22 protein-coding genes and 1 pseudogene are annotated in these 21,344 nt (G+C 69.8%); 8 read left to right on the forward strand and 15 right to left on the reverse strand.

The genetic code is table 11. The annotated features are described in order from the left end of the window. Nucleotides 1-338: 338 nt before the first annotated feature. Nucleotides 339-542, forward strand: a complete 204-nt coding sequence (locus V1460_RS21125) for a cold-shock protein (protein WP_338675205.1) — start codon at nucleotides 339-341, stop codon at nucleotides 540-542. Nucleotides 543-728: 186 nt separating this feature from the next. Here the strand turns inward: V1460_RS21125 and V1460_RS21130 are convergent, their stop codons facing one another. From V1460_RS21130 to V1460_RS21165, 8 genes are all read right to left on the reverse strand, one after another. After that, nucleotides 729-977: a hypothetical protein gene (locus V1460_RS21130; RefSeq protein ID WP_338675206.1), complete on the reverse strand. Its 249-nt coding sequence runs from the start codon at nucleotides 975-977 to the stop codon at nucleotides 729-731. 25 nt (nucleotides 978-1,002) lie between these two features. Continuing rightward, nucleotides 1,003-1,689: a restriction endonuclease gene (locus V1460_RS21135; protein ID WP_338675207.1), complete on the reverse strand. Its 687-nt coding sequence runs from the start codon at nucleotides 1,687-1,689 to the stop codon at nucleotides 1,003-1,005. Between the two features lie 76 nt (nucleotides 1,690-1,765). Continuing rightward, nucleotides 1,766-1,975 (reverse strand): hypothetical protein, encoded by a 210-nt coding sequence (locus V1460_RS21140; protein WP_338675208.1) that lies wholly within the window; start codon nucleotides 1,973-1,975, stop codon nucleotides 1,766-1,768. Between the two features lie 317 nt (nucleotides 1,976-2,292). Beyond that, nucleotides 2,293-2,553: a hypothetical protein gene (locus tag V1460_RS21145; protein ID WP_338675209.1), complete on the reverse strand. Its 261-nt coding sequence runs from the start codon at nucleotides 2,551-2,553 to the stop codon at nucleotides 2,293-2,295. A 140-nt stretch (nucleotides 2,554-2,693) separates the two neighbouring features. Further along, nucleotides 2,694-3,278 carry a hypothetical protein gene (locus V1460_RS21150; protein WP_338675210.1) on the reverse strand — a complete coding sequence of 195 codons (585 nt, stop codon included), beginning with the start codon at nucleotides 3,276-3,278 and terminating at the stop codon, nucleotides 2,694-2,696. 184 nt (nucleotides 3,279-3,462) lie between these two features. Then, the gene (locus V1460_RS21155; protein ID WP_338675211.1) at nucleotides 3,463-3,807 is read right to left on the reverse strand and encodes a hypothetical protein; all 345 of its coding nucleotides are present in this window, start codon (nucleotides 3,805-3,807) and stop codon (nucleotides 3,463-3,465) included. A 665-nt stretch (nucleotides 3,808-4,472) separates the two neighbouring features. Continuing rightward, nucleotides 4,473-4,994 (reverse strand): carboxymuconolactone decarboxylase family protein, encoded by a 522-nt coding sequence (locus V1460_RS21160; protein WP_338675212.1) that lies wholly within the window; start codon nucleotides 4,992-4,994, stop codon nucleotides 4,473-4,475. Nucleotides 4,995-5,056: 62 nt separating this feature from the next. Beyond that, nucleotides 5,057-6,790: a thiamine pyrophosphate-binding protein gene (locus tag V1460_RS21165; RefSeq protein ID WP_338675213.1), complete on the reverse strand. Its 1,734-nt coding sequence runs from the start codon at nucleotides 6,788-6,790 to the stop codon at nucleotides 5,057-5,059. Between the two features lie 386 nt (nucleotides 6,791-7,176). Between V1460_RS21165 and V1460_RS21170 the strand changes: the two are divergent. Together V1460_RS21170 and V1460_RS21175 are read left to right on the forward strand one after the other, a co-directional pair. Beyond that, a pseudogene (locus V1460_RS21170) lies at nucleotides 7,177-7,386 on the forward strand (mismatch-specific DNA-glycosylase); the annotation flags it as partial. A gap of 66 nt (nucleotides 7,387-7,452) precedes the next feature. Next, nucleotides 7,453-8,841, forward strand: a complete 1,389-nt coding sequence (locus V1460_RS21175) for a pyridoxal-dependent decarboxylase (protein ID WP_338675214.1) — start codon at nucleotides 7,453-7,455, stop codon at nucleotides 8,839-8,841. A gap of 9 nt (nucleotides 8,842-8,850) precedes the next feature. On the opposite strand, the gene V1460_RS21180 is transcribed toward V1460_RS21175, so the two are convergent. Beyond that, nucleotides 8,851-9,288, reverse strand: a complete 438-nt coding sequence (locus V1460_RS21180) for a hypothetical protein (RefSeq protein WP_338675215.1) — start codon at nucleotides 9,286-9,288, stop codon at nucleotides 8,851-8,853. A 102-nt stretch (nucleotides 9,289-9,390) separates the two neighbouring features. On the opposite strand from V1460_RS21180, the gene V1460_RS21185 reads away from it, so the two are divergent. After that, a complete protein-coding gene (locus V1460_RS21185) occupies nucleotides 9,391-10,557 on the forward strand; it encodes an ROK family transcriptional regulator (RefSeq protein WP_338675216.1) in 1,167 nt (388 codons plus the stop codon). A 23-nt stretch (nucleotides 10,558-10,580) separates the two neighbouring features. Here V1460_RS21185 and V1460_RS21190 read toward each other — a convergent pair whose 3' ends face one another. Continuing rightward, nucleotides 10,581-11,297 carry a GntR family transcriptional regulator gene (locus tag V1460_RS21190; RefSeq protein ID WP_338675217.1) on the reverse strand — a complete coding sequence of 239 codons (717 nt, stop codon included), beginning with the start codon at nucleotides 11,295-11,297 and terminating at the stop codon, nucleotides 10,581-10,583. A gap of 168 nt (nucleotides 11,298-11,465) precedes the next feature. Then, nucleotides 11,466-12,374 carry an RNA polymerase sigma-70 factor gene (locus V1460_RS21195; RefSeq protein ID WP_338675218.1) on the reverse strand — a complete coding sequence of 303 codons (909 nt, stop codon included), beginning with the start codon at nucleotides 12,372-12,374 and terminating at the stop codon, nucleotides 11,466-11,468. A gap of 99 nt (nucleotides 12,375-12,473) precedes the next feature. Between V1460_RS21195 and V1460_RS21200 the strand changes: the two genes are divergently transcribed. Beyond that, the gene (locus V1460_RS21200; protein ID WP_338675219.1) at nucleotides 12,474-13,304 is read left to right on the forward strand and encodes an alpha/beta hydrolase; all 831 of its coding nucleotides are present in this window, start codon (nucleotides 12,474-12,476) and stop codon (nucleotides 13,302-13,304) included. Between the two features lie 354 nt (nucleotides 13,305-13,658). On the opposite strand, the gene V1460_RS21205 is transcribed toward V1460_RS21200, so the two are convergent. Both V1460_RS21205 and V1460_RS21210 read right to left on the reverse strand, forming a co-directional pair. After that, nucleotides 13,659-14,216, reverse strand: coding sequence for an isochorismatase family protein (locus V1460_RS21205; RefSeq protein WP_338675220.1), 558 nt, complete (start codon nucleotides 14,214-14,216; stop codon nucleotides 13,659-13,661). Beyond that, nucleotides 14,213-15,718, reverse strand: coding sequence for a cytosine permease (locus V1460_RS21210; protein WP_338675221.1), 1,506 nt, complete (start codon nucleotides 15,716-15,718; stop codon nucleotides 14,213-14,215). Before V1460_RS21210 ends, V1460_RS21205 begins: the two co-directional genes overlap by 4 nt. A 258-nt stretch (nucleotides 15,719-15,976) precedes the next feature. On the opposite strand from V1460_RS21210, the gene V1460_RS21215 reads away from it, so the two are divergent. Next, entirely contained in the window at nucleotides 15,977-17,368 is a 1,392-nt protein-coding gene (locus V1460_RS21215; RefSeq protein WP_338675222.1) for a GNAT family N-acetyltransferase, read from the forward strand. Here V1460_RS21215 and V1460_RS21220 read toward each other — a convergent pair. Next, nucleotides 17,268-18,497: a PLP-dependent transferase gene (locus V1460_RS21220; protein ID WP_338675223.1), complete on the reverse strand. Its 1,230-nt coding sequence runs from the start codon at nucleotides 18,495-18,497 to the stop codon at nucleotides 17,268-17,270. The two genes, V1460_RS21215 and V1460_RS21220, sit on opposite strands and share 101 nt — an antisense overlap. 59 nt (nucleotides 18,498-18,556) lie before the next feature. Between V1460_RS21220 and V1460_RS21225 the strand changes: the two genes are divergently transcribed. Next, the gene (locus tag V1460_RS21225) at nucleotides 18,557-19,039 is read left to right on the forward strand and encodes an Lrp/AsnC family transcriptional regulator (protein WP_338675224.1); all 483 of its coding nucleotides are present in this window, start codon (nucleotides 18,557-18,559) and stop codon (nucleotides 19,037-19,039) included. Between the two features lie 85 nt (nucleotides 19,040-19,124). Beyond that, nucleotides 19,125-20,837 (forward strand): DUF885 domain-containing protein, encoded by a 1,713-nt coding sequence (locus V1460_RS21230; RefSeq protein WP_338675225.1) that lies wholly within the window; start codon nucleotides 19,125-19,127, stop codon nucleotides 20,835-20,837. A 213-nt stretch (nucleotides 20,838-21,050) separates the two neighbouring features. Here V1460_RS21230 and V1460_RS21235 read toward each other — a convergent pair whose 3' ends face one another. Further along, nucleotides 21,051-21,311 carry a hypothetical protein gene (locus V1460_RS21235; protein ID WP_338675226.1) on the reverse strand — a complete coding sequence of 87 codons (261 nt, stop codon included), beginning with the start codon at nucleotides 21,309-21,311 and terminating at the stop codon, nucleotides 21,051-21,053. Between the last annotated feature and the right edge of the window lie 33 nt (nucleotides 21,312-21,344).

Consider the following 21,344-nt stretch of genomic DNA (forward strand, 5'->3'; position numbering starts at 1 on the left):
ACGATGGGCTGTGCCCCATCCAGCTGGTGCTCGCGAAGTCCTGGAGCAACCATCCTGACTTCCTTCCTGGATCACCCACGAACGCGTGACCCAGTGCGAGCACCTTCCTGTCGTGGCACCCGCCCAGGACGGGAACGGCTGGTAGCACGCGGCACGTCCCGGTGCTACGTGTCCGCGGCCGGTGTAGCCTCGGCTCGAGATGTCGCGGTTCCGAAGTCTTCTCCGCCCGTGGAGCACATGCGCGGGCGGTTTTGCTGCCCAGCGTTGCTGAGGGCCCGGCGATCACCTCCGGCCCGCACGGTGCGAGGCCGGTACCCCGAGTTCTTTGGAGGACGTGCATGGCCAGCGGAACGGTGAAGTGGTTCAACTCGGAAAAGGGCTTCGGCTTCATTGAGCAGGACGGGGGCGGACCGGATGTCTTCGCCCACTACTCCAACATTTCTGGCGGCGGCTTCCGAGAGCTGCAGGAAGGCCAGAAGGTGAACTTCGACGTCACGCAGGGCCAGAAGGGCCCCCAGGCCGAGAACATCACCCCCGCCTGAGTGAGTCTCAAGGCATCCTGGTGCCCTCGCCCGGCTGGACGAGGGCACCTGTGCCGAGCTCCCCGCCGAACGGCGAAAGCTGTGCTGTGTCCTTTCAGAGCCACTTCCTCGCCTCCGGGTCACAGGCGCTCGCGGCCTGGTCGCGTATCGAGGGCGGGGCGACGACCGCGAGTTCACCGGCCGGTTTCAGCTGGTGGTCGCGCAGGTGGAGCCGGCAGGCTCGGTCAGGGACTCGATGAGTTCGTCGCCGCTGGCGGTACGGTGCAGGCCGTAGAAGCGAGTGAAGGGTTGAATGCGCGCAGCCAGGATCCGGGTGTCGGTGAAACCTTTGCGGTCGGCGTCCGCGATCAGGCGGCCGAGGTGGCCGGCGTCGGCCCGGCTTTTGAGAAGGTCGCAGACGGTGCGGTCGACTGTGGTGACCGGTAGGCCTTCCACGAGGGTGACGTCCTTGACGGGCCGATCAGGCAAAGGGGCGCCGCTTGATGCCGCCGCCGCTTCCGTTCAGTGGGATCAGGGTTTCCAGGTGAGCGCCTTTGGCCCAGGAGCCCAGCAGGTCGCGGTGCAGGGCCACGATGTCCTGGCGCAGCGCGAGGCCCAGTGCGGCCTTCGTGAACGTGCGGCAGGTGGTGACGAACAGTGCGACGTCCGCGCCGTGCTCAAGACGGGCAGTGCCGACGAACTTCTGCATGTCCTGCGAGGACACGCTCCGGTGCGGCGCATACTTTTTGCATTGAACGACCAGTTTGCGGCCGTCGGCCAGATAGCCGACGACGTCCGCGCCCAGGTCACCGCTCTTGCCGCTGACGACGACGTCTCTGCAACCGTCCCGCCGGCACAGATCGGCGATGTACGCCTCGAACTCCTGCCACGACAACGCGTCGACCTCGGCCATCGACAGCTCCCGCGCCCTGGCCTCCTCCCGCGCTCGCCACGCGCGGTCCTGGCTGACCGCGAGACGGTGCGATCGCAGCAGCGCCCAGCCAGCCCCGCCCACCACGGCCGCGGCGAGCACGGTCACCAGAACGGGCCACACCACCGACCAGTGCCGGGCCACCCACACCGCGGCAGCCACCGCCGCCACCGCACCCCAGCCCTGCAGCTGCCTGCGCGTCTGCTTCTTCAAGCGCCGACGCCGTCGTGCCGCCATCACTCCCCCGCCCTCCAGAACCGTGCCCCGCAGCGCGCACCGCGCAACGCCGTCCGGCCCTTCCGTGTGCGGGGGCTCATCGGCCAGCCTGGGTGACGCCGCTCGCGAGCTGCCCCAGGATGTTCAGGACCCCCTCGCCTGCCGGGGTGGGTGCGATCAGGATGCCCAGCGCCAGGACGATGACGACGGTCAGCTTCTCGTCGAAGCGGCTACGGGCCTCCGTACGACGCCGCAGCCGGAAGAACACCATGACTGCGAGCAACACCGCCACGTTGATGGTCAGCAACCGTCACAACCTCCCCCACACGACCGGCCACCGCGCGGAGAGGCATCACGCCGCCCCAGCCTCCTTATGAAGCCACGCCTGATTGACGTTGGAGGCGGGTTGCCGACGAATGGCACAAATCCATCGGGCCTGGCCGAATACAGCAGCGGGCGCCGCGACCCAGCACACCACCGGCCCTTGGCCCGCAAGGGGCGTAGAGCAGGCAACCGTGCAGCCGGTCCGGGCCGCTTTCACCAGCTGATCTCCGTGGCATACAGCTGTGGCCCCGAACACCAGGTTCACCTGGTGCTCGGGGCCACAGCCATGTGTGGGTCGAATCAGCCGACGCCGGAGTCCCGGCCGACCAGCCGAGTAAGCAGTTCAACGATCTGCGCCTGGTTACGGTCCATCTTCTCGGCCAGCTCCCCCAGCTTCGCGTCGAGGTTGCTCACCTTCTGATCAAGGTTGCCTACCTGCAGGCGGAGCGCGGTGAGGTCGCTCTTGACGATGCCGAACTCGCGGTCGGACCGCTCTGCCACTTCCTCGAAGCGCCGCGTCAGAGCAGCGAGCTCGCCGTGGGCGATGGGATCTTCGGGCACGTGGTGCTCTCCTGCCAGATCATGCAAAGACGGTCATCAGAGCCCCACGATATCGGTACCCCGGACCATGGCGGGGGCTGATCCCCCAACGCCTGTGCCGGCCCGCGGCGCCCGTCGGCAGCAGCGACTGCCGTGCGGCGCTATCGGGGACGGCTCCCGCGGCTCCGGTCAGGGCGCTGTGCTCTCGCTCGGCGGGGACGGGCAGGTGCAAGGGTTTCCTCTGTGCCCTGCGGGGATGGCGCGGAGAAGCCCTGCGGCACCGTAGACCGGGCCGGTGGGAGGGTGGGCCGGGTTGTTTCGGCTGCAGGGCGTGCCGCGCGGGCGACGACACGGGCGTGGGGTAGCAGCGGTGCGCAGGACTCGCACACCTCGGCGATCGTCCAGACCCGGCTCACGGTTGGATCGTGGCGCATGACGAGCACGACGTCTCCGGCGCAGCGGACCTTCTGCTCCGGGTGTCCGGCGCACTGCTGGATGCGGCAGTGGCAGGCCGCGCGAGAGCGGACGGTGGCCGCGCGGGCGTGGGCTGTGGCATGCGCTGCGGCGAAGGCACGCAGCTCGGTGATGTTCCTGGAGCGGGCCGGCATCCGGCAGGCGTCGGTGGAACAAGTGACGGTGGCGGTCTTGTCGCTGTGGCCGGTCAGCCGGATAGTCCAGGACCGGCCCGGGGCGCGGTCGGTGGTGTGTTCGCTGTGCGCCATGGTCACGGGCAGCCGTCCATTCATGATCGTGAGGATGTCCGTTCTCTAGGGGATACCCATCCAGCAGCCACTCAACGAGGCGCCGGCCCTGGTCGTGACCGCATTCCTGCGACCAGAACACCCCATGATCGGCGCGCCACAGGGCCTGATGCTTCAGCTCACCGTCCGCATCAACGGTTCGGGCCCTGCCATCGGCACGGGCTGGGGTCTACGCCTCGGCCACGGCGCTCGGGGGCTCCTTCAGCGCCATGCGCGCTTTGACGACAGCTTCCCGCTCGTAGGTGGCCCAGTGCGGATGGGTCACCACCTCTTCGGATAGCTCGACGAGCAGACCGCGGAGCCGTGCTTCCTCGGTGCGCTGCTCGTCGGTGTAGCCGGGGCTGTCGTCACGGCCTCCGGTGACCTCGCCGGTGTGGGGGTGTTCGGTGCCGGGCCAGCCGGGCAGGGGCTCGACGGACCACGGGAGGGTGCGGCACAGCGCCTCGTACGCGGTGCGGGTCTCGTGCAGGCGACGCTGCGCGTCGATCAAGTCGGGTGGGAAGCTGTCGGCCACGGCACAATGATACGCGCGTTCGATTCTCCGGCCGGGCGGACACCCCGGCCGCTCCTCTACGCGCTGCGCGGCTTCCGACCGTCGGTCTTCATTCCCCTGCAACGGCAGCGGGCGGCGGACCTGGCCGACCGTGAGCCGGTCCGGGTGGAACTATCCGCAGAAGGAACTCATCGCGAGGCTCCTGGCGGATACTTGCGAGATCTGCGGAACCAAGGGCAACGTGCAAGTGCACCACGTCCGGGCTCTCGCCGCCCTCTGCTGCTACGAACGACTCATCCGCCTCACCGCGTAGGACACGGTCTTGGCACGGTAGTGAGACCGGAGAGGCGGAGGCCATTGCTGGCCTCCACCCCCTGTGGCACCTCGCTCGCACTCTCCGCCCCAAGTTCGATCACGCGGGAAACCGGGAAACCGATGGGAAGACGATCATGCAAATACCTGCGCCGAACTACACGAAGACGCAGCAAACTACCCGAACACGCATGCTGCGTTGCAGGTCAGTGGATCGACACCGCCCTGACCAGCCGTATCCCAGCTCGGCATGCTGTTCTGCGGCATCAACCCCGGTCTGACGATCGCCTGCAACGAAGCGGATGGGACAGCCCGCTCTCGCGGGGAACACGGCCGCACCTCAGATCAACGATCGGCGGATCACGCGCTCTCCCTCAAGGTGTCTCGTGATCCTCTTTCCGCCAAGGAGGGGTCGGCAATCCGGGTTCAATCGAAATACCGAATGCGGTAGCCATATAGCCCATGAGAGCATAAAGTCCACAGAGGGCCACGATTTCCACAACCCCTGCATTCCCGACGACCTTGACCAGTGCGTCTTGGACCTCGGCAGGGATCTCGTCGTCGGCGACGACGTGGTCGACCGCCTGCACGACAGCGCGCTGGGCAGGGGTTGTGTTTGCGGGCACGGCGTCACCGGCCAGCGCTTCGATCTGTGCCGCAGTAAGACCTGCCTGGGTTGCCGGGCGTACATGGTGCGCCCACTCGTAGTCCGCGCCTCGGCGAGCGGAGAAGCGCAGGATCACCGTCTCGCGGAGGTCGTCCGGAAGAATCCCCTGGAACCGCAACCGCTCACCGAGCTCACCGACAGCCCTTGCGACCTTCGGGTTGTTGAACATGGCGACATAGATCTCGGCGAGCTGCCGTCGGCCGTCTGCGTGGCTGCGCACAGCTGCCATTCGCTCTATTTCAGCGCGGTCTTCGCGGTTCGCTTGCGAGGCAGGGTCTGGAAGCCGGGCCATCAGTGACTGTCCTCCCATTCCGCCACGGCCTGACGCCACGGGGCGATGGGCGTGGGATAGTGCTTGTCGATCCGGGCCGATACAAGGAACGGTTTGTTCTGTGCGAGCCCGTGGGCCACTGCCTCTCCCACCTCGCCGGGGTGGGAGACCGCCACGCCGTCGGCGCCCATGGCGCGCGCGAACTCCGGCCATGAGAGGCCGGGGATATCAGTAAGCGCCTCAGGTCCGGCGCCCATCCCCTTTGCCCGATACCAGATGTTTCCATATGCGTGGTTGTCGAAGACGAGAATCACGAGAGGGATGCTGTAGCGGGCGGCCGTATGGAGCTCCATACCATGCATCAGCATGCAGCCGTCGCCCGTGGCAACCACTATCGGACGCTCGGGCCTGGCGAGCTTGGCGCCGATACCCAGCGGGATTGCGCCGCCCATCGGGGCCAGGTTCGCCAGCGACACATAGTCCCCGTTGCCGTAGCTGGGCCAGTACTGCGAGCACCAGGCACGATGAGCGCCGGAGTCCACTGATAGCACGGTCTCGCGCGGGCAGGCAGCGCGAGCCTCCGTGACGAAACGGGCCGGGTGCATGGGTTCGGCGTCTCGGGTGGTGTCTTCCGCTTCGTAGGCGTGCGGCCCACGGCCGCGCACATCGCCCAGGAACGCTTGCCGGGCCGAACGGCCGTCCTCGAATCCGGCGGCGATCGACCCGTCGACGCTGGCGAGCAGTTCGAGGAAGGCCCGCGGGCTGGCGGTGACCGGCCGGCTCGAGGGCCAGGTCCGTCCGATGAGTGCCGGATCAGCTTCGACATGGACGAGTTCTCTCGCCGGCAGCATCTTCGGATTCCAGTTCAACGTATCCCTCTGGGACAGCCCCGAACCAATGACGACGAGTACTTCGACGGCGGGATCGAGAATCGCTTCGCTGGCCCAGCGCGAGCCGCCGTAGCCGAAGACACCCAGTGAGAGGGGGTGGTCTTCGGGCACCAGCCCCTTCCCGCTGAGGGTGGTCGCAATGGGGATGTCGAAGCGCTCCGCCGCGGCGATCAGAGCCGCTTCCGCTCTCGCGTGGCGTACCCCCGGTCCCGCGAGAATGATGACATTCGCAGCAGGCCGCCCATTGGCATCCATGGAGAAGACGGACAGAGCGGCGTCGGTCGCTTCCCGGTCGATCGCCAACGGTCGATATGCCGCCTCGGGCAGTGGCGTCCAGTCCACAGGCTGTTCACTACGCTGAACGTCCAGCGGGATTGACAGATGTACGGGCGCCCGCTCGCGCAGCGCGGTGAGTGCCGCAACCCTCAGGTAGGGCTGGAGGTTGGCAGGCGAGTTCACGCTGAGGCTACGGGCCGTGACCGGCCTGAGGACGGAAACGTCATCCAGTGCGGCGCCGCTGGCGTCCTGGAAGGCACCGCGCCCCTCCGTACCGGTCGCGACCTCGCCGCTGATGGCGAGAAGCGCGGAGCGGTCGGCTCGTGCCGCGGCAAGCGCGGTCACCATGTTTGTGACACCGGGTCCGCCGATACCGAAGGCGACTCCGAGGCGACCAGAAGCACGGGCGTAGCCATCGGCCATGTAGGCTGCACCGGCTTCATGGGCAGCCACGACGGTACGCACGCCCTCAGTCTCGGTCATCGGCGGCATGAAGGGATCGTTCAGCCCTCCCGGGACCATGAAGAGGTGATCGACGCCTTCGGCTGCGAGGGAGCTGACGACGCAGGTGGCTCCGTCCATTGTCATGCCGGGGAATCTAACGCGTGGCGTCGATCATCTGGTGTACCCGCGCCGCCGCGCGCCCTGAGCTCGTGGCTGACGTCGCCTCAGGAGACCACTGCAGGGTTGGCTGGCACCGGGCCCGGTGTTGGACCGCCGACCGTTCTCCCGGATCACCCAGAGCCTGTGCGGACAGCCGTTGACCAGCCGCGAGGTACTGCAGCAGACCGTCTCAGCCACCCCACCACCACCGGATCGACCGTCCAGGACGTGCTGGACGAGAACGCGTACCCCACCGGCCGCGCACGTCACCCGGGCCGAGCGCAAGAGCGTCGAGCGGCGGGTCGAGCGCGACGAGTCGAACTACACCACCGCCCCGCAGGACCCCGACCAGCAGCTTCCGGAAGATCCACTGGCTCGCGGTCGCCGGGGTCACCGCGTACCGCACGGCCTTCGGGGAGCGCAGTGCGCGGATCGGCCCGCAGGAGCGGACGATCGGTGGGACTCGGATCCGGGCGCTGCCCAATCCCAGCGGTCTGAACGCGCACTGGACCGCACGGTCCATGGCTGACGAGTACCGTCGGCTGCGGCTGGCCGCGGGTATGGCCGAGCCCTCCGCCTGAGCCGGGAGGTGGACCTGCGGGACCGCGGTGTTGCGGGGTCCCCGCGCGCGGTCCATAGTCCGAAGCATGGACCCCGCAGGGGCGGCGGACCCGCGAGAGGCGGCGCTGCGCCGGGCGCACGACCATGCCGTTCGCTGGCTCGCAAGCCTCGCCGAGCGGCCGGTCCCGGCCCGTGCCACGGTCGCCGAGGTGACGCGTGCGCTCGGCACCGAGCTCCCGGATGGGCCGTGCCCGGCCGAGGAGGTCATCGACCTGCTGGCCACCGCCTGCGAGCCGGGTCTCACGGCCTTCCCCAGCGGACGCTTCTACGGCTTTGTGATAGGGGGCAGCGAACCCGCGGCACTGGCCGCCGACTGGCTGGTGAGCGCATGGGACCAGAACTCCGCGCTGCGTCTGGTCTCACCGGCGCACACGGCGGTGGAGGACATCGCCGAGGCATGGCTGCTGGACCTCCTGGGCCTGCCACCGGACAGCGCCGTCGGCTTCACCACAGGGGCCACCATGGCCAACTTCACCTGTCTCGCCGCCGCCCGCGACACCGTGCTGCGGCAGGTGGGCTGGAACACCGCACGCGACGGTCTCAGCGGCGGTCCGAGGGTCCGGGTGCTCGCCGGTGAGAGCCGGCATATGACGATGGATCTGGCGCTCCGCTATCTCGGGTTGGGGGAGCCGTGGCTGGTGGCGACGGACCGCCAGGGGCGCATCGTTCCCTCCGCGCTGCTGGACGCCCTTACCACGGGCAGCCCGGACGAGCCGACGATCGTGTCACTCCAGGCCGGGGAGATCCACACCGGCGCCTTCGACCCGTTCGAGGAGGCGATCGAGGCCGCACACGCCTCGGGCGCGTGGGTGCACGTCGACGGCGCCTTCGGCCTGTGGGCCGCGGCGTCCCCCGCGTACGCCCGGCTCACCGCCGGGTGTGGACGCGCCGACTCCTGGGCCACCGACGCACACAAGACTCTGAACGTGCCCTACGACTGCGGTCTCGCGGTCGTACGGGACGCCCCGGCCCTGCGGGCGGCGATGGGCCGGCGCGGCGAGTACCTGATGCACCACGAGCACGGTGATCCCTTCGACAAGGTGCCCGAACTCTCCCGGCGCGGCCGGGCTTTCACCGTGTGGGCCGCGCTGCGCTCGCTGGGCCGGTCAGGTGTCGCCGCCCTCGTCGAGCGGCTGTGTCGCCATGCGTCGGCGTTCGCCCGCGGCATCGCCGCGATCGAGGGGGTGCGCGTGCTGAACGACGTGGTGTTCACCCAGGTGGTCGCGGACTTCGGTGACGACGCGCGCACGGATCGGGTGCTGGACGGGCTGCTCGCGGACGGCACGGTCTGGATCAGCGGCTCCACCTGGCACGGTCGGCGGGTGATGCGGATCTCGGTGAGCAACTGGTCCACCACCGACGACGATGTGGACCGGGCACTGGACGCGATCCGCCGTGCGGTGGCGGCTTCCTGACCGGGCCGGTCAAGGGGGATCCGTCTCGGTGACGACGGCCAGCAGCTGGTACGGGAGCTCGGTGTCCCATTTGGCTATGCCGAGCGCCACCCACCGGCCGTCCACACGCCACAGATGCAGGTCCGGCACCGAGTTGCCGAGCGCCTGCCAGGGCTCGGGTATCTCCTCACCGTCCTCCATGGAGCGGATGAGGAGCGAACGCAGGCTGAACACCTGCGGCTCGCCCCAGCGTTCCCCCAGCAGCAACGCCAGGGCCTCGCGCTCCGCCTCGAACTGTTCCCCGACGGGCTCCATCCGGGAGCGGTCCTCCCAGAACTCCTCGCTGGTGCTCAGTTCGGCGGTGTGGAAGCCGGGGCCGCTGTGGCCCACGTCCGACCGGCCGGACTCGGCGGGGAAGGGACGGGAGCACAGCAGGTCGATGGTCGCCAGATGCCGCGCGAGGGTCATGTATGCCAGTAAATACGCCCCCACTGACATCTGGCGTGACGTCAGGCGCCCCGGCAGCGAGTACGATCCGCCAGACACCCGCACGACCAGGAAGGACCCACCGTGGGGCGGCTGACCGGCGGAGACCCGTCGCTGCTGCGGCGCATCAACTCCGCGGTGGTATTGGACGCGCTGCGGGGCGCCGGGGCGGCGACGCTCACCGATCTGACCCGCGCCACCGGCCTGTCCCGGCCGACGGTCGAGGGTGTGGTCGAGGGGCTGATCAGTGAGGGCCTGGTCGCCGAGGCCGCACCTGAGGAACCCGAGCGGGGCGAGACCAGGCGGCAGGGCCGGCCCGCCCGGCACTTCCGGTTCCGCGCCGAGGCGGGACATCTGCTCGGCGTGGAGATCGGCCCGCACCGGGTGGCCGTGCTGCTGTCCGGTCTTGACGGCCGGGTCACGGGCACCGGCTCACGGGAGGTGGCGCACACCGCGTCCGCCGATGAGCGCCTGGAGCAGGTACGTACGCTCGTCGCTCAGGTGCTGCGCCGCTCCGGGGTTCCCCGGAGCTCGCTACGCGCAGTGGGCGTCGGCACTCCGGGGATCGTGGCGGCCGACGGCAGTGTGCGGTTGTGCACCGCGCTGCCCGGCTGGACGGGGCTGCCACTGGGCGAGCGGTTGCGGCGGTCGTTCCGCTGCCCCGTTCTGGTGGAGAACGACGCCAACGCGGCGGCCGTCGCCGAGCACTGGGAGGGCGCCGCCACTGGATCCGACGATCTGGTCTTCGTACTCGCCGGGCTGAGTCCGGGCGCCGGTTCGCTGATCGGAGGACGGCTGCATCGGGGCCACGGCGGCGCGGCCGGGGAGATCGGCGCACTGCATCTGCTCGGCCGTGAGGCCACCCCGGAGGCGCTGCTGTCGACGACGGACGAGCCGCTGCCCCCGCTCGACGAGCAGGCCGTCGCGAAGGTCTTCGCCGATGCCCGAGGCGGCGATGCACGGGCTTCTGCGGCGGTCGACCGGTTCCTCCAGCGGCTGGTACACGATGTGGCGGCACTGGTGCTGGCGCTGGACCCCGAGTTGGTCGTGGTCGGCGGCTGGGCCGCCGGGCTGGAGGGTGTCCTCGATCCGCTGCGCGCCGAGCTGTCGCGCTACTGCCTGCGCCCGCCCAGAGTGGCCCTCTCGGCGCTGGGTGAGACCGCGGTGGCGACAGGGGCGTTGCGGCTCGCGCTTGGCCATGTCGAGGAACGGCTGTTCACCGTGGAGAGGCCGTTGCCGGAGCGGCGCTGAATGCCCCGCTCCGCGGGGACGTTTCAGTCGCCGAAGGTGAGCCGGCAGGTGTCCGCGCGATACGTGGCCACGGAAACTGCCGCGGTGCGGTCCGCGCTGACATAGCGCGTGGTCACGACCAGCACGGGCGCGCCCGGTAGCCGGTCGAGCTGTTTGGCGTCGTCGGCTCCTGCGGAGCCCAGCTCCACGGCGCGGTCCTGTCCGTCGAGGGGCAGTCGCCGCAGCGCGCGCAGAACCTCGACCGCTCCGGCGGTTGCCGAGGGCACGTCGGTGCCCTCAGGGGCGAACACCTGAGGGACGTAGAGCAGTTCGGCGGCGACAGGTTGACCGTGCCGGACCAGTGTCCGGCGCACGGTGTGGACTTGCTCGTCACCGTCGGAATCCGTACCGAGGGCGATGGAAACCGCCGTCGGCGGGGCTGTGAGCAGGCAGCCGGCGGATTCCCAGGCGTCCCCCGGTCCGCCGGGCCAGTCCTGGGAGGAGGTGGAGACATCGACGCCCATGCGGGGTGGCGCCACGGTGGTGCCCACGCCCCGGCGCCGCTGCAACCGTCCCTCCAGCGTGAGCTGTTCAAGGGCTTGCCGGAGGGTGGCGCGCGCCACGCCGAAGCGGGCGGCCAGCTCGCGCTCGTTGGGCAGGATCTGGCCCACCGCGAACTCGGAGTCCAGGGCCTCACCGATCACCGTCTTGAGATGCCGGTGTTTCGGCTCCTGTACGGCCTCCAACCGCGTGGTCCCCACCTTGTCCTCCGCGCGTGCCCGTCCTGGTGGTTTTCCGATGCCTTGTTTATTAAAGGTTCCTGCACTATGTCTGCGACCATAGGACGGCTCCGTCAGCTGGTCAAGACCAATCCGGACCCCGGCCGTGGCCCGTGCACAGCCCCGAGGAGTCGCTCGGAGCCACTCGGTTCACTCGGGCAGCTGGAGCACCCGGAGTACGTTCGCGAGTTTGTCGGGGTTGCGCACCAGATAGACGCACTGAATCCGGCCGTCCCTGAGCTCTACCTGCACGACGGTGTCCGGCAGCCCGTCGACGAGCACCAGCAGGGCGGGAGCGCCGTTGATCTCCGTGAAGCGGTATTCCACCCCCGGCACGGATTCCCCGGCGACCGCGAACAGGAAGCGGCCCACCTTGTCGGCGGTCTCGATGACCCGCCGTGGCGCCTTGCTCTTGCCGCCGCTGTCGCTGACCAGCCGCACATCGGGGGCGAGCAGCCCGAGCAGGGCGTCGAGGTCCCCGCCGCCCGCCGCGACCATGAACCGCTCGGTGAGCTCACGGCGCTGCGCCACGTCGACGTCGTACCGCGGCTTGCGCTCATCGACGTGGCGGCGCGCTCGCCCGGCCAGTTGCCGCACCGCGGTCTCACTGCGTTCAAGGGTGGCCGCGATGTCCGCGTACGGGAATCCGAACGCCTCCCTGAGCACGAACACGGCCCGCTCCAGGGGCGACAGCGACTCGAGGACGATCAGTACCGCCAGCGATACGGACTCCTGGAGCTCGGCGCGCTCGGCGGCGTCCGGCGACGACGGGCCGAACCGGGTCGCGATGGGCTCGGGCAGCCAGGGCCCGACATAGGTCTCGTGCCGGGTCTGGGCCTGCCGCAGCCGGTCGATGGCCAGCCGGGTGGTGATGGTGACGAGGTAACCGCGGGGCTCCCGGACGTCCGCGCGTCCCTCGGCAGACCAGCGGAGCCAGGCGTCCTGCACCACGTCCTCGGCGTCGGCGAACCGACCCAGCATGCGGTAGGCCACACCGGTCAGCACCGGGCGGTGGGCCTCGAAGACAGCGGTCGCGTCGGTGGCGGATTCGGCAGGCACGTGTGGCGCGCATCCCCTTGAACTGAAGGCTACTGAGCGGTAATCCTGTGCTGGCAACCGTATCAGCGGGCGTGGCCGCCAAGTTCCAGGAGTAGCAGCATGACCTCGAAGGTCTCGTTCGACGTCGATTCGGCCGGTGTGCGGCACACCCTGACGGTGGCATACGAGCGCACGGGCTCGGGTGAGCCGCTCCTGCTGCTGCACGGCATAGGCCACCACTGGCAGGCCTGGGAGCCGGTCATCCCGCTGCTCGCGCCGGAACGCGATGTGATCGCCATCGACCTGCCCGGTTTCGGCACCTCCCCCGGGCTGCCCGACGGTATGGCGTACGACCTGCACACCGTGGTGCCGGTGCTCGGCGCCCTCTGTGAGGCGCTGGGCGTCGAACGCCCCCATGTCGCGGGCAACTCGCTCGGAGGGCTGCTCGCCCTCGAACTCGGCCGCGGAAGGCTCGTCCGCTCGGTGACCGCGCTCTCCCCCGCCGGGTTCTGGACGGAGGCCGAACGCCGCTACGCGTTCGGAACGCTGCTCGCCCTGCGCCGCGCAGCCCTGGCTCTGCCCCGGCCGGTGATGGACGGCCTTGCGCGCAGCTCCGCCGGCCGCGCGGTGCTCACCGGCTCCATCTACGCCCGCCCGGGCCGCCGCTCACCCGAGGCGGTGGTCGCCGAGACCCTCGCGCTCCGCGAGGCGACCGGATTCCACCGAACCCTGCGCGCCGGCGGCGGTGTCCGGTTCACCGACGACGTCCCCGGGCTCCCGGTCACGGTCGCCTGGGGAAGCCGAGACCGCCTGCTGCTGCGCCGCCAGGGAATCCGAGCCAAGCACACCATCCCCGGCGCCCGGCTGGTGCGGCTGCCCGGCTGCGGCCATGTGCCGATGAACGACGACCCCGCACTGGTGGCGAGGGTGATCCTCGACGGCAGTCGCTGAGTCGGCGGGCGACGGAAGCCGCGCGGCAACGGCGCCCACCGGGCTCGCCCTGCGAGGAGGACGGACCGCGGAAGCGGTGGGCGCGCGGGAGTGACCCGCGGTTGTTCACGCGGGGTTCGTGTGGAAGCCGTCCTCAGCCGCTAGGCATGGACACGGCAAGCTCTGCTCCCCGTCCTCCTGGAGGCTTCCGATGCCCTACGACCGCCGCGCCCTGCTGCGCGGTTCGCTGTCGGCCGGGTGCAGATCGGCCACCCCGGAGCATTGCCGTTGCACGCCGGCCGAGGTGGCGCCCTTCAAACCGCCCCTAAACAGGGAAAACGTCACAGTGCCGCTGGAGCGCCAAGGGGTCTGCGATCACGGCGAGCGTCGAGCCAGCAGGTCGCTGACGGTCGTGACGCGGATCAGCGGCCGGTACAGATCCATCAGCTGAAGGGCTCCGGCGTGGGAGCGGTCGTCCGCTCCCGCGCACGCGTCAGCTGCCACCAGTACCTCGATTCCCGCGTCGGCTGCAGCGAGCGCGGTGGACAGCACACAGCAGTCGGTGCTGACACCGGCGAGGACGAGGGTGCCGTCCGGTCTGACACGTTCGGCAAGCTCGGGAGTCCACTTGCCGAACGTGGCGGTGTCCAGCGTGTCGACGACGCAGGTACTGAACTCATCTGTCAGCCGCCAGATTTCGGAGTCCGGCGGCTGGAGGGCGAAGGGCCACCGGTCGAAGTAGGCGCGCCAGGCTCCGGTGGGATGCTCGGGTGCCACGAACCGGGTGAAGACGACGTGGCCGGCGAATGCGGGCAACAGCCGGCGTACTCCTGCGGTCGCGTCTGCGAAGCGAGGCGTGGCCCAGGGACTGGCAAGGTCAGCGAAGACGCGTTGCATGTCGATGACGGCCAGGAGGAAGGGGGACGGGGTCACGAGCCGTACCGCTCTGTGTGAGGCTCCGGGCTCGGGGGCTGGGCCTCCTGTGCGCGTACGCGGCCCCGCCCCGACAGCAGAGTGCCGAGGAACGTGATCGCCAGGGCGGCCAGAACGCCGAGGTTGGCGGGGGCCCACGCCCCCGTCTTGCCGCCGAGTCCGAAGGGTTCGAGTAGATAGCCCTGCCAGGTGAGCCAGCCGGCGGCGGTGTTGGTGACCAGGCCCCAGCCGATGGCGGAGGCCCCCAGGGTCAGCAACAGCGGCCGCATGGGTACGTCGCCGTAACGTCCGAGGGGGTGGTACAGGTCGCCCTCGTCGTAGTCGCGCCGGCGTGACGCGATGTCGGCGAGCATGATCCCGCACCAAGCGGCGATGGGCACGCCGAGCGTGGTGAGGAACCCCGTGAACTGGGTGAGGAAACCGCCCGTGACGAAGATGATGTACACGGAGCCCGCGATCATCAGAAGGCCATCGACGAGCGCGGCGAGGTAGCGCGGCACGCGTACGCCTGCGGACAGCAGCGCCAGCCCGGAGGAGTAGATGTCGAGGACCGCGCCGCCCACCAGGCCGAGGACGGCGACCACCGCGAACGGCACCAGGAACCAGGTCGGCAGGATCGTGGTCAGAGCACCGATCGGGTCGGCCGCGACCGCCTGGCGCAGATGGCCGGATGATCCGGCGAGGAGGAGGCCGAAGAACAGCAGGAACAGGGGAGCGACGGAGGCGCTGAACGCGGTCCAGCCGACCACACCCCGGCTGGACGAACTGCGCGGCAGATAGCGTGAGTAGTCGGCAGCGGCGTTGACCCAGCCGAGGCCGAAGCCGGTCATCATGAACACCAGCGCGCCGGTGAACTCCTGGACGGAACCCGACGGGACCGCGCTTACCGCGCTCCAGTGGATGTGGGTGGCGGCCATGCCTATGTAGGCGACGGTGAGCGAGCCGGTGATCACGGTGATCCAGGTCTGCAGCCGCATGATCAGGTCAAAACCCATGACCCCGCCGACCACGGTCAGCAAGGCCACCACCATCAGGGCGATCAGCTTCGTCTGCGTTCCGCCACCCCAGCCGAGCTCGCTGAAGACGGTGGCGGTGGCCAGGGTGGCGAGCACGATGAGCACGGTCTCCCAGCCGAGGGTGAGCATCCAGGCGACCACCGACGGCAGCCGGTTGCCGCGCACTCCGAACGCGGCGCGGCTGAGCACCATCGTCGGCGCCGAGCCGCGCTTGCCCGCCACCGCGACGAAGCCGCAGAGCAGGAAGGAGACGGTGATACCGAGCACGCCAGCGGCAAGGGCCTGGGCGAAGGAAATGCCGAAGTCCAGGGCGAAGGCGCCGTAGCTCATGCCGAGGACGGAGATGTTCGCCGCGAACCAGGGCCAGAACAGCGTGCGCGGGGTGCCCTTGCGCTCGGCATCCCCGATCACGTCGAGTCCGTGCGTCTCCAGCCGGATCTGACGGCCGTCGCGTTTGTGGTCGGGGGTGCCCTGCGGATAGGTCATCGTCGATCAATCTGTCTCGCCTGTCCCGACGCGTCCATGCCGATGCCGGGGCGTTTCGCCGGACGGGTCACGAGCAGCGGGTTACCCCGGGATCATCATGACGGTAGGTGGTGGTGGAGGCCGTCACCTTGGAGCTCACCACGCCGTACGTCATGTGAGATGCGGGCCAGAACGGCTGATAAACGATGGAAAGCATGCTTAACCAGGCAGTCACAAATCGTTCGTGATCACGCAACAACGCTCCGACACAGTGGTGACATGACCGATATCGACTCCGCGAAGCGCCCCCACCGTCATCACCACTGGCGGCGTGACCTCGTCGAACTGGCTGCCCTCTTCACCGCCGTCGCCGTGGCCGACGCCGTCGCGAACACAGTCGCCCACAACCCCGGCGGCTCACGGCTTCTGATCATCTCGGCCGTCGCACTCATCGCCACGGCCGTGTTCCACATCTGGTGGGCACGCCGCCGCAGCCATGCACCCCCGGCCGTGGATACCGGCGGTCCCGGAACACCCGAAGGCGAGCCCGTGCTGTGGCGGATGCGGACCACGGTGCAGGACCAGCCGGGCAGCCTGGCCGCGCTGTGCACGGCGCTGGCCCGCCACCGGGTGGACATCCTCACGCTCCAGACCCATCCGCTGGCCGACGGCACAGCCGACGAGTTCCTGCTGCGCGCCCCCGCCGCACTGCCCGCCCAGCGGATCACCCGCGAAGTGTCGTCCGCCGGCGGTACCAGCACCTGGATCGAGCGTGCCGACGCGCATGACCTGGTGGACATCCCCACCCGGCTGCTGGGCCTCGCCACCCGCACCGCCCTCGACGCCGCCGAACTCCCCCTCGCGCTTCGCCAACTGCTCGGCAGGTGCACCATCCACGCACAGCCCGCGATCACCCTCGGGGGCCGTCCGGTCGGCGAACCCGTTCCCGTCGAAGGCGTTCTGGAAGAGACCAGACTGCGGCTGCGTGATCCGAACGGCGGAACAATCACCGTGGAACGGCCTTATCTTCCGTTCACTCCCACCGAGTTCGCCCGTGCTCGCGCCCTGGTGGAACTCGACGCACGGCTCGGGCCGCGCGTCCCGCGCGGCCAGGAGGTGCTGACACTGCCGGAGGCGGGCGAGATCACCGTGCACCGCGCCGACCGAGGCGATGTCCCCGCGGCCCGCGCGATGCACGACCGCTGCTCCGCGCGCACCCTGGCGCTGCGCTACCACGGTCCTGTCGGTGACACGGACCGCTATCTGAACCATCTGCTCAGCCCGAGCTTCGGCCGCAGCCTGGCCGTCGAAACGGCGTCCGGGCGACTCATCGCCCTCGGCCATCTGCTCTGGGACGGCGATGAGACCGAAGTGGCCCTCCTCGTCGAGGACGACTGGCAGCGCCGAGGCATCGGCTCCGAACTGCTCGCTCGCCTGATCGCCATGGCCGGCGAAGCAGGGTGCGAGAGCGTGTACGCCGTGACCCAGGCCTCCAACACCGGCATGGTGGCCGCCATGCGCGGTCTCGGTCTGCCGCTCGACTACCAAATCGAGGAGGGCACCCTCGTGATCAGCGCACGGCTGACTGCGGCTCCCCAGCCTGGCAATGGGCAGCAGACGCCGCTCCCACACGGCCGGACCGCTCGGAGCCGGCTCCCAGCGCCTCGCTGAGGTCGGACCAGAGGTCGTCCACGTCCTCGAGTCCGACCGACATCCGGAGCAGCCGGTCGCTGACACCCGCGGCATGCCGGTCTCCCTCGGCCACGATGCGGTGACTGATGGAGGCCGGGTGCTGGATCAGTGTGTCGACGCTGCCGAGACTCACCGCGGGCGTGATCAGCCTGACACCGGCGATCACCTCGCGCGGATCTCCGTGGACCTCGAAGGAGACCATGGCGCCGCCGACCGCCGGGTAGTGCACGCGGGACACGCGCGGATCGCCGGCGAGACGCCTGGCCAGCTCGGCAGCGCTCGCCGATGCCGCCCGGACCCGGACCGGAAGGGTGGAGAGCCCCCTCAGCAGGAGGTAGCCGGCCAACGGGTGCAGCACACCTCCGGTGGCGAACCGCACCTGGCGCAGCGCGGCGGCGAATTCCGCGTCGCAGGCGACGACGCCTCCCATGACGTCGCCGTGGCCGCCGAGGTACTTGGTCGCGCTGTGCAGCACGATCCGTGCGCCCTGCTTCACTGGGCGCTGGAGCACCGGGGTGGCGAAGGTGTTGTCGACCAGCAGCGGCACCGAACCGCAGGCATGGGCGAGCGCCCTGACGTCGGTCTCGGAGAGCGTCGGGTTGGCCGGTGTCTCGACCATCACCAGTCCGGTGTCCGGCCTGATCGCCGCGGCGACGCCCGCCGGGTCGGTCCAGGTGACCTCGGTGCCGAGCAGCCCGCCGTCGAGCAGGTGGTCGCTGCATCCGTACAGCGGCCGCACGGCGACCACGTGGCGCAGCCCCATCGAGGCCCTGACCAGCAGTACGGCGGTCAGCGCGGCCATTCCGCTGGCGAAGGCCACCGCGTCCGCCGCCCCTTCGAGCCGGGCGAGTGCCGTTTCGAAGCGGGCCGTGGTGGGGTTGTCGAGCCGGGCGTAGACGGGCGGTCCGTCGAGCCGGACGCCGGTCGACGCGAAGGCGTCGATCCGTGCCGCCTCCTCCGCCACATCATGCGAGGGGTAGGTGGTGGACAGATCGATGGGTGCGGCGTGCAGACCGAGCGACACGAGGTCCTCGCGGCCGGCGTGCACGGCTTCGGTGGCGAGGGCTCGGATGCCCGGGGTGGGGACGTTCGAGGCGACGTGGTCCATGCGTGAACTGTGAACAATTACCGGCGAGTAGGGCTCTCACTCCGTGTTACGTTCGGGCCATGGGTGAATCCGTCGTACTGGACACGGTCGATCTGCACATACTGCGCGTTCTCCAGAACGACGCCCGGACCACCTACCGGGAGGTGGCCGCCGAAGTGGGTGTCGCCCCTTCGACCTGCCTTGACCGGGTGGCTCGGCTGAGACGCAGCGGAGTGATCCTCGGCCACCAGCTCCGAATCGATCCAGCCAAACTTGGGCGCGGGCTTGAAGCGCTGCTCTCCGTTCAGGTACGCCCGCACCGGCGCGAACTGATCGGCCCGTTCGTCGACCGGATCCGGGCACTGCCGGAGTCGCGCGCGCTGTTCCATCTGACGGGCCCGGACGACTATCTGGTGCACGTGGCCGTTGCTGACACGGCCGATCTCCAGCGCCTGGTGCTGGACGAGTTCACCTCGCGTCCCGAAGTGGCCCGGGTGGAAACCCGGTTGATCTTCCAGCACTGGGACTGCGGACCGCTGCTGCCACCCGGTCCCGACGCCTGAGACGGGTCCGATGGCAGGCTCGTTTGTCAGCCGACCGAGATCGAACGATGATGACGGCGCAGTCCCGGGGCATCAGGATGACCGCATGCCAGAGACACCGAGCAGCGCACTGCCCCGCCAGATCGCAGACGCCTATGTCGACGCCCTCATCGATCTCGACCCGGTCATCGGAACCTACCTGGGGGTCCCGGAGAGCTCGGGCCGTCTCCCCGATTTCTCTCCGGCGGGCCAGGAGTCCGTTGCCGCGCTCGCACGGGCGACACTGGCCCGGCTCGACCCGGCAGAGGCACTGCCCGGGGCCGACGCGGATCAGGAACGGCGCTGCGCCCGGCTGCTGAGGGAGCGGCTCACGGCCGCGCTGGCAGTGCACGAGGCCGGCGAAGGGCTGCGCGCGGTCAGCAATCTGCGCTCCCCCATCCACTCGGTGCGCGGCGTCTTCACGATGATGCCGACCGAGTCGAAGGCCGACTGGGCCGCGGTGGCCGAGAGGTTGCGGGCGGTACCTGAGGCACTCGACGGCTACCGGTCCGCGCTGGCCCTCGGTCTCGAACGCGGGCTCCCGGCCGGACCGCGCGCCACCGCCGAGGTGATCAAGCAGTTGGCGAAGTGGGCGGGTTGCGCGGAGCCGCCGGCTGACGGCGTGCGCAGTTGGTTCGAGGACTTCGTCTCGGCGGGCCCGGACGATCTGCGCGCCGAACTGGACGACGCCGCCCGGATGGCCACGGCGGCGTTCACCGGCCTGCATGACTGGATGCGCGATGTCTACGCTCCGGCCATCGCGGGAGCCCCCGACACGGTGGGCCGCGAGCGGTACACCCTTTGGAGCCGCTACTTCCTGGGGATCGACCTGGACCCGGACGAGGCCTACGCCTACGGCTGGTCCGAGTACCACCGGCTGCTCGGCGAGATGAGGGCCGAGGCCGACAAGATCCTGCCGGGCGCCGATCCCGGCGTCGCCATCGCCCACCTCGAAGCGCACGGTACGCACATCGAGGGTGTCGAAAAGGTACGGGTGTGGCTCCAGAAGCTGATGGACGAGGCGGTCGAGGCACTCGACGGCACGCACTTCGAGCTGGCCGAGCGGGTACGGAAGGTGGAGTCCCGCATCGCCCCGGTGGGCAGCGCGGCGGCCCCTTACTACACAGGTCCGTCGGAGGACTTCTCGCGCCCGGGCCAGACCTGGCTGCCCACAAGGGGCGAGACACGATTTCCGGTCTACGACCTGGTGTCGACGTGGTACCACGAGGGCGTGCCCGGACACCACCTCCAGCTCGCGCAGTGGGTGCACGTCGCCGACCAGCTCTCGCGCTACCAGGCGACCGTCGGCGCGGTCAGTGCGAACTGCGAGGGGTGGGCGCTGTACGCGGAGCGGCTGATGGACGAACTGGGCTTCCTGGGCGACCCGGAGCGCCGACTCGGCTATCTGAACGCACAGATGATGAGGGCCTGCCGGGTGATCATCGACATCGGCATGCACCTGGGACTCGACATCCCGGCAGACTCCCCGTTCCACCCCGGTGAGCCCTGGACACCGGCCCTGGCCCAGGAGTTCTTCGGTCTCAACACCGGCCATCCAGCGGAGTACGTGGAGAGCGAACTGACCCGCTACCTCTCCGTACCGGGCCAGGCCATCGGCTACAAGCTCGGCGAGCGCGCATGGCTCCAGGGCCGCGAGAACGCCCGAGCGGCGCGGGCCGCACGGGGCGCGGAGTTCGACGCCAAGGCCTGGCACATGGCGGCCCTCTCCCAAGGCTCGCTGGGTCTGGACGATCTGGTGGACGAGCTCTCCAGGCTCTGACCGGGTACCCGACGCAGCCCCGCCCGGTGCCGTCCGTCCAGAGGGCGGGACCTACGGCTCCCTGGGCCCGTGGGCCTCCCCAGACCGCCGGGCGCCCGAGGGCCGGAGCCCTCCCAGGCCCCGGAACGAGACGACGGTTCGCGCTGCTCGGACGTCTCCGACGGACGTACGCCCCGACCATGGGTCGGGGCGTACGTCATACCCGGCGTGTGGTCACACGACACGAGGCCCGGGACGCGGGCCGTGGCCAGGGTTGGGCATACCCGGGTTTGCCATGACCCGGCTTGGCGTGGCCACCCCGACCGCCACCGTGAACGGGGCATCGCCGACGGCGACCGTGTCCACGACCGTCTTCGTCGCCGTGGCGATCACTGACAACGTGCGGTCACCGCCGTTGACGACGTAGGCGCAGGTGCCGGGCGGGACGGCGTGAGCGGGCTGCGAAGCCACCACGGGCAGGGCCAGAGCGGCCACAAGCGATCACGGCAGCCCGCCCCACCGTCGTCG

The organism is Streptomyces sp. SCSIO 30461 (assembly GCF_037023745.1).
Classification (GTDB): Bacteria; Actinomycetota; Actinomycetes; order Streptomycetales; family Streptomycetaceae; genus Streptomyces.

Bases quoted from the DNA above. Each gene is read 5' to 3' on its own strand.
- V1460_RS21125 (WP_338675205.1), top strand. From the start codon at position 339: ATGGCCAGCGGAACGGTGAAGTGGTTCAACTCGGAAAAGGGCTTCGGC.
- V1460_RS21135 (WP_338675207.1), bottom strand. From the start codon at position 1,689: ATGGCGGCACGACGGCGTCGGCGCTTGAAGAAGCAGACGCGCAGGCAG.
- V1460_RS21150 (WP_338675210.1), bottom strand. From the start codon at position 3,278: ATGAATGGACGGCTGCCCGTGACCATGGCGCACAGCGAACACACCACC.
- V1460_RS21160 (WP_338675212.1), bottom strand. From the start codon at position 4,994: ATGGCAGCTGTGCGCAGCCACGCAGACGGCCGACGGCAGCTCGCCGAG.
- V1460_RS21165 (WP_338675213.1), bottom strand. From the start codon at position 6,790: ATGACAATGGACGGAGCCACCTGCGTCGTCAGCTCCCTCGCAGCCGAA.
- V1460_RS21175 (WP_338675214.1), top strand. From the start codon at position 7,453: ATGGACCCCGCAGGGGCGGCGGACCCGCGAGAGGCGGCGCTGCGCCGG.
- V1460_RS21180 (WP_338675215.1), bottom strand. From the start codon at position 9,288: ATGACCCTCGCGCGGCATCTGGCGACCATCGACCTGCTGTGCTCCCGT.
- V1460_RS21200 (WP_338675219.1), top strand. From the start codon at position 12,474: ATGACCTCGAAGGTCTCGTTCGACGTCGATTCGGCCGGTGTGCGGCAC.
- V1460_RS21210 (WP_338675221.1), bottom strand. From the start codon at position 15,718: ATGACCTATCCGCAGGGCACCCCCGACCACAAACGCGACGGCCGTCAG.
- V1460_RS21215 (WP_338675222.1), top strand. From the start codon at position 15,977: ATGACCGATATCGACTCCGCGAAGCGCCCCCACCGTCATCACCACTGG.
- V1460_RS21220 (WP_338675223.1), bottom strand. From the start codon at position 18,497: ATGGACCACGTCGCCTCGAACGTCCCCACCCCGGGCATCCGAGCCCTC.
- V1460_RS21225 (WP_338675224.1), top strand. From the start codon at position 18,557: ATGGGTGAATCCGTCGTACTGGACACGGTCGATCTGCACATACTGCGC.
- V1460_RS21230 (WP_338675225.1), top strand. From the start codon at position 19,125: ATGCCAGAGACACCGAGCAGCGCACTGCCCCGCCAGATCGCAGACGCC.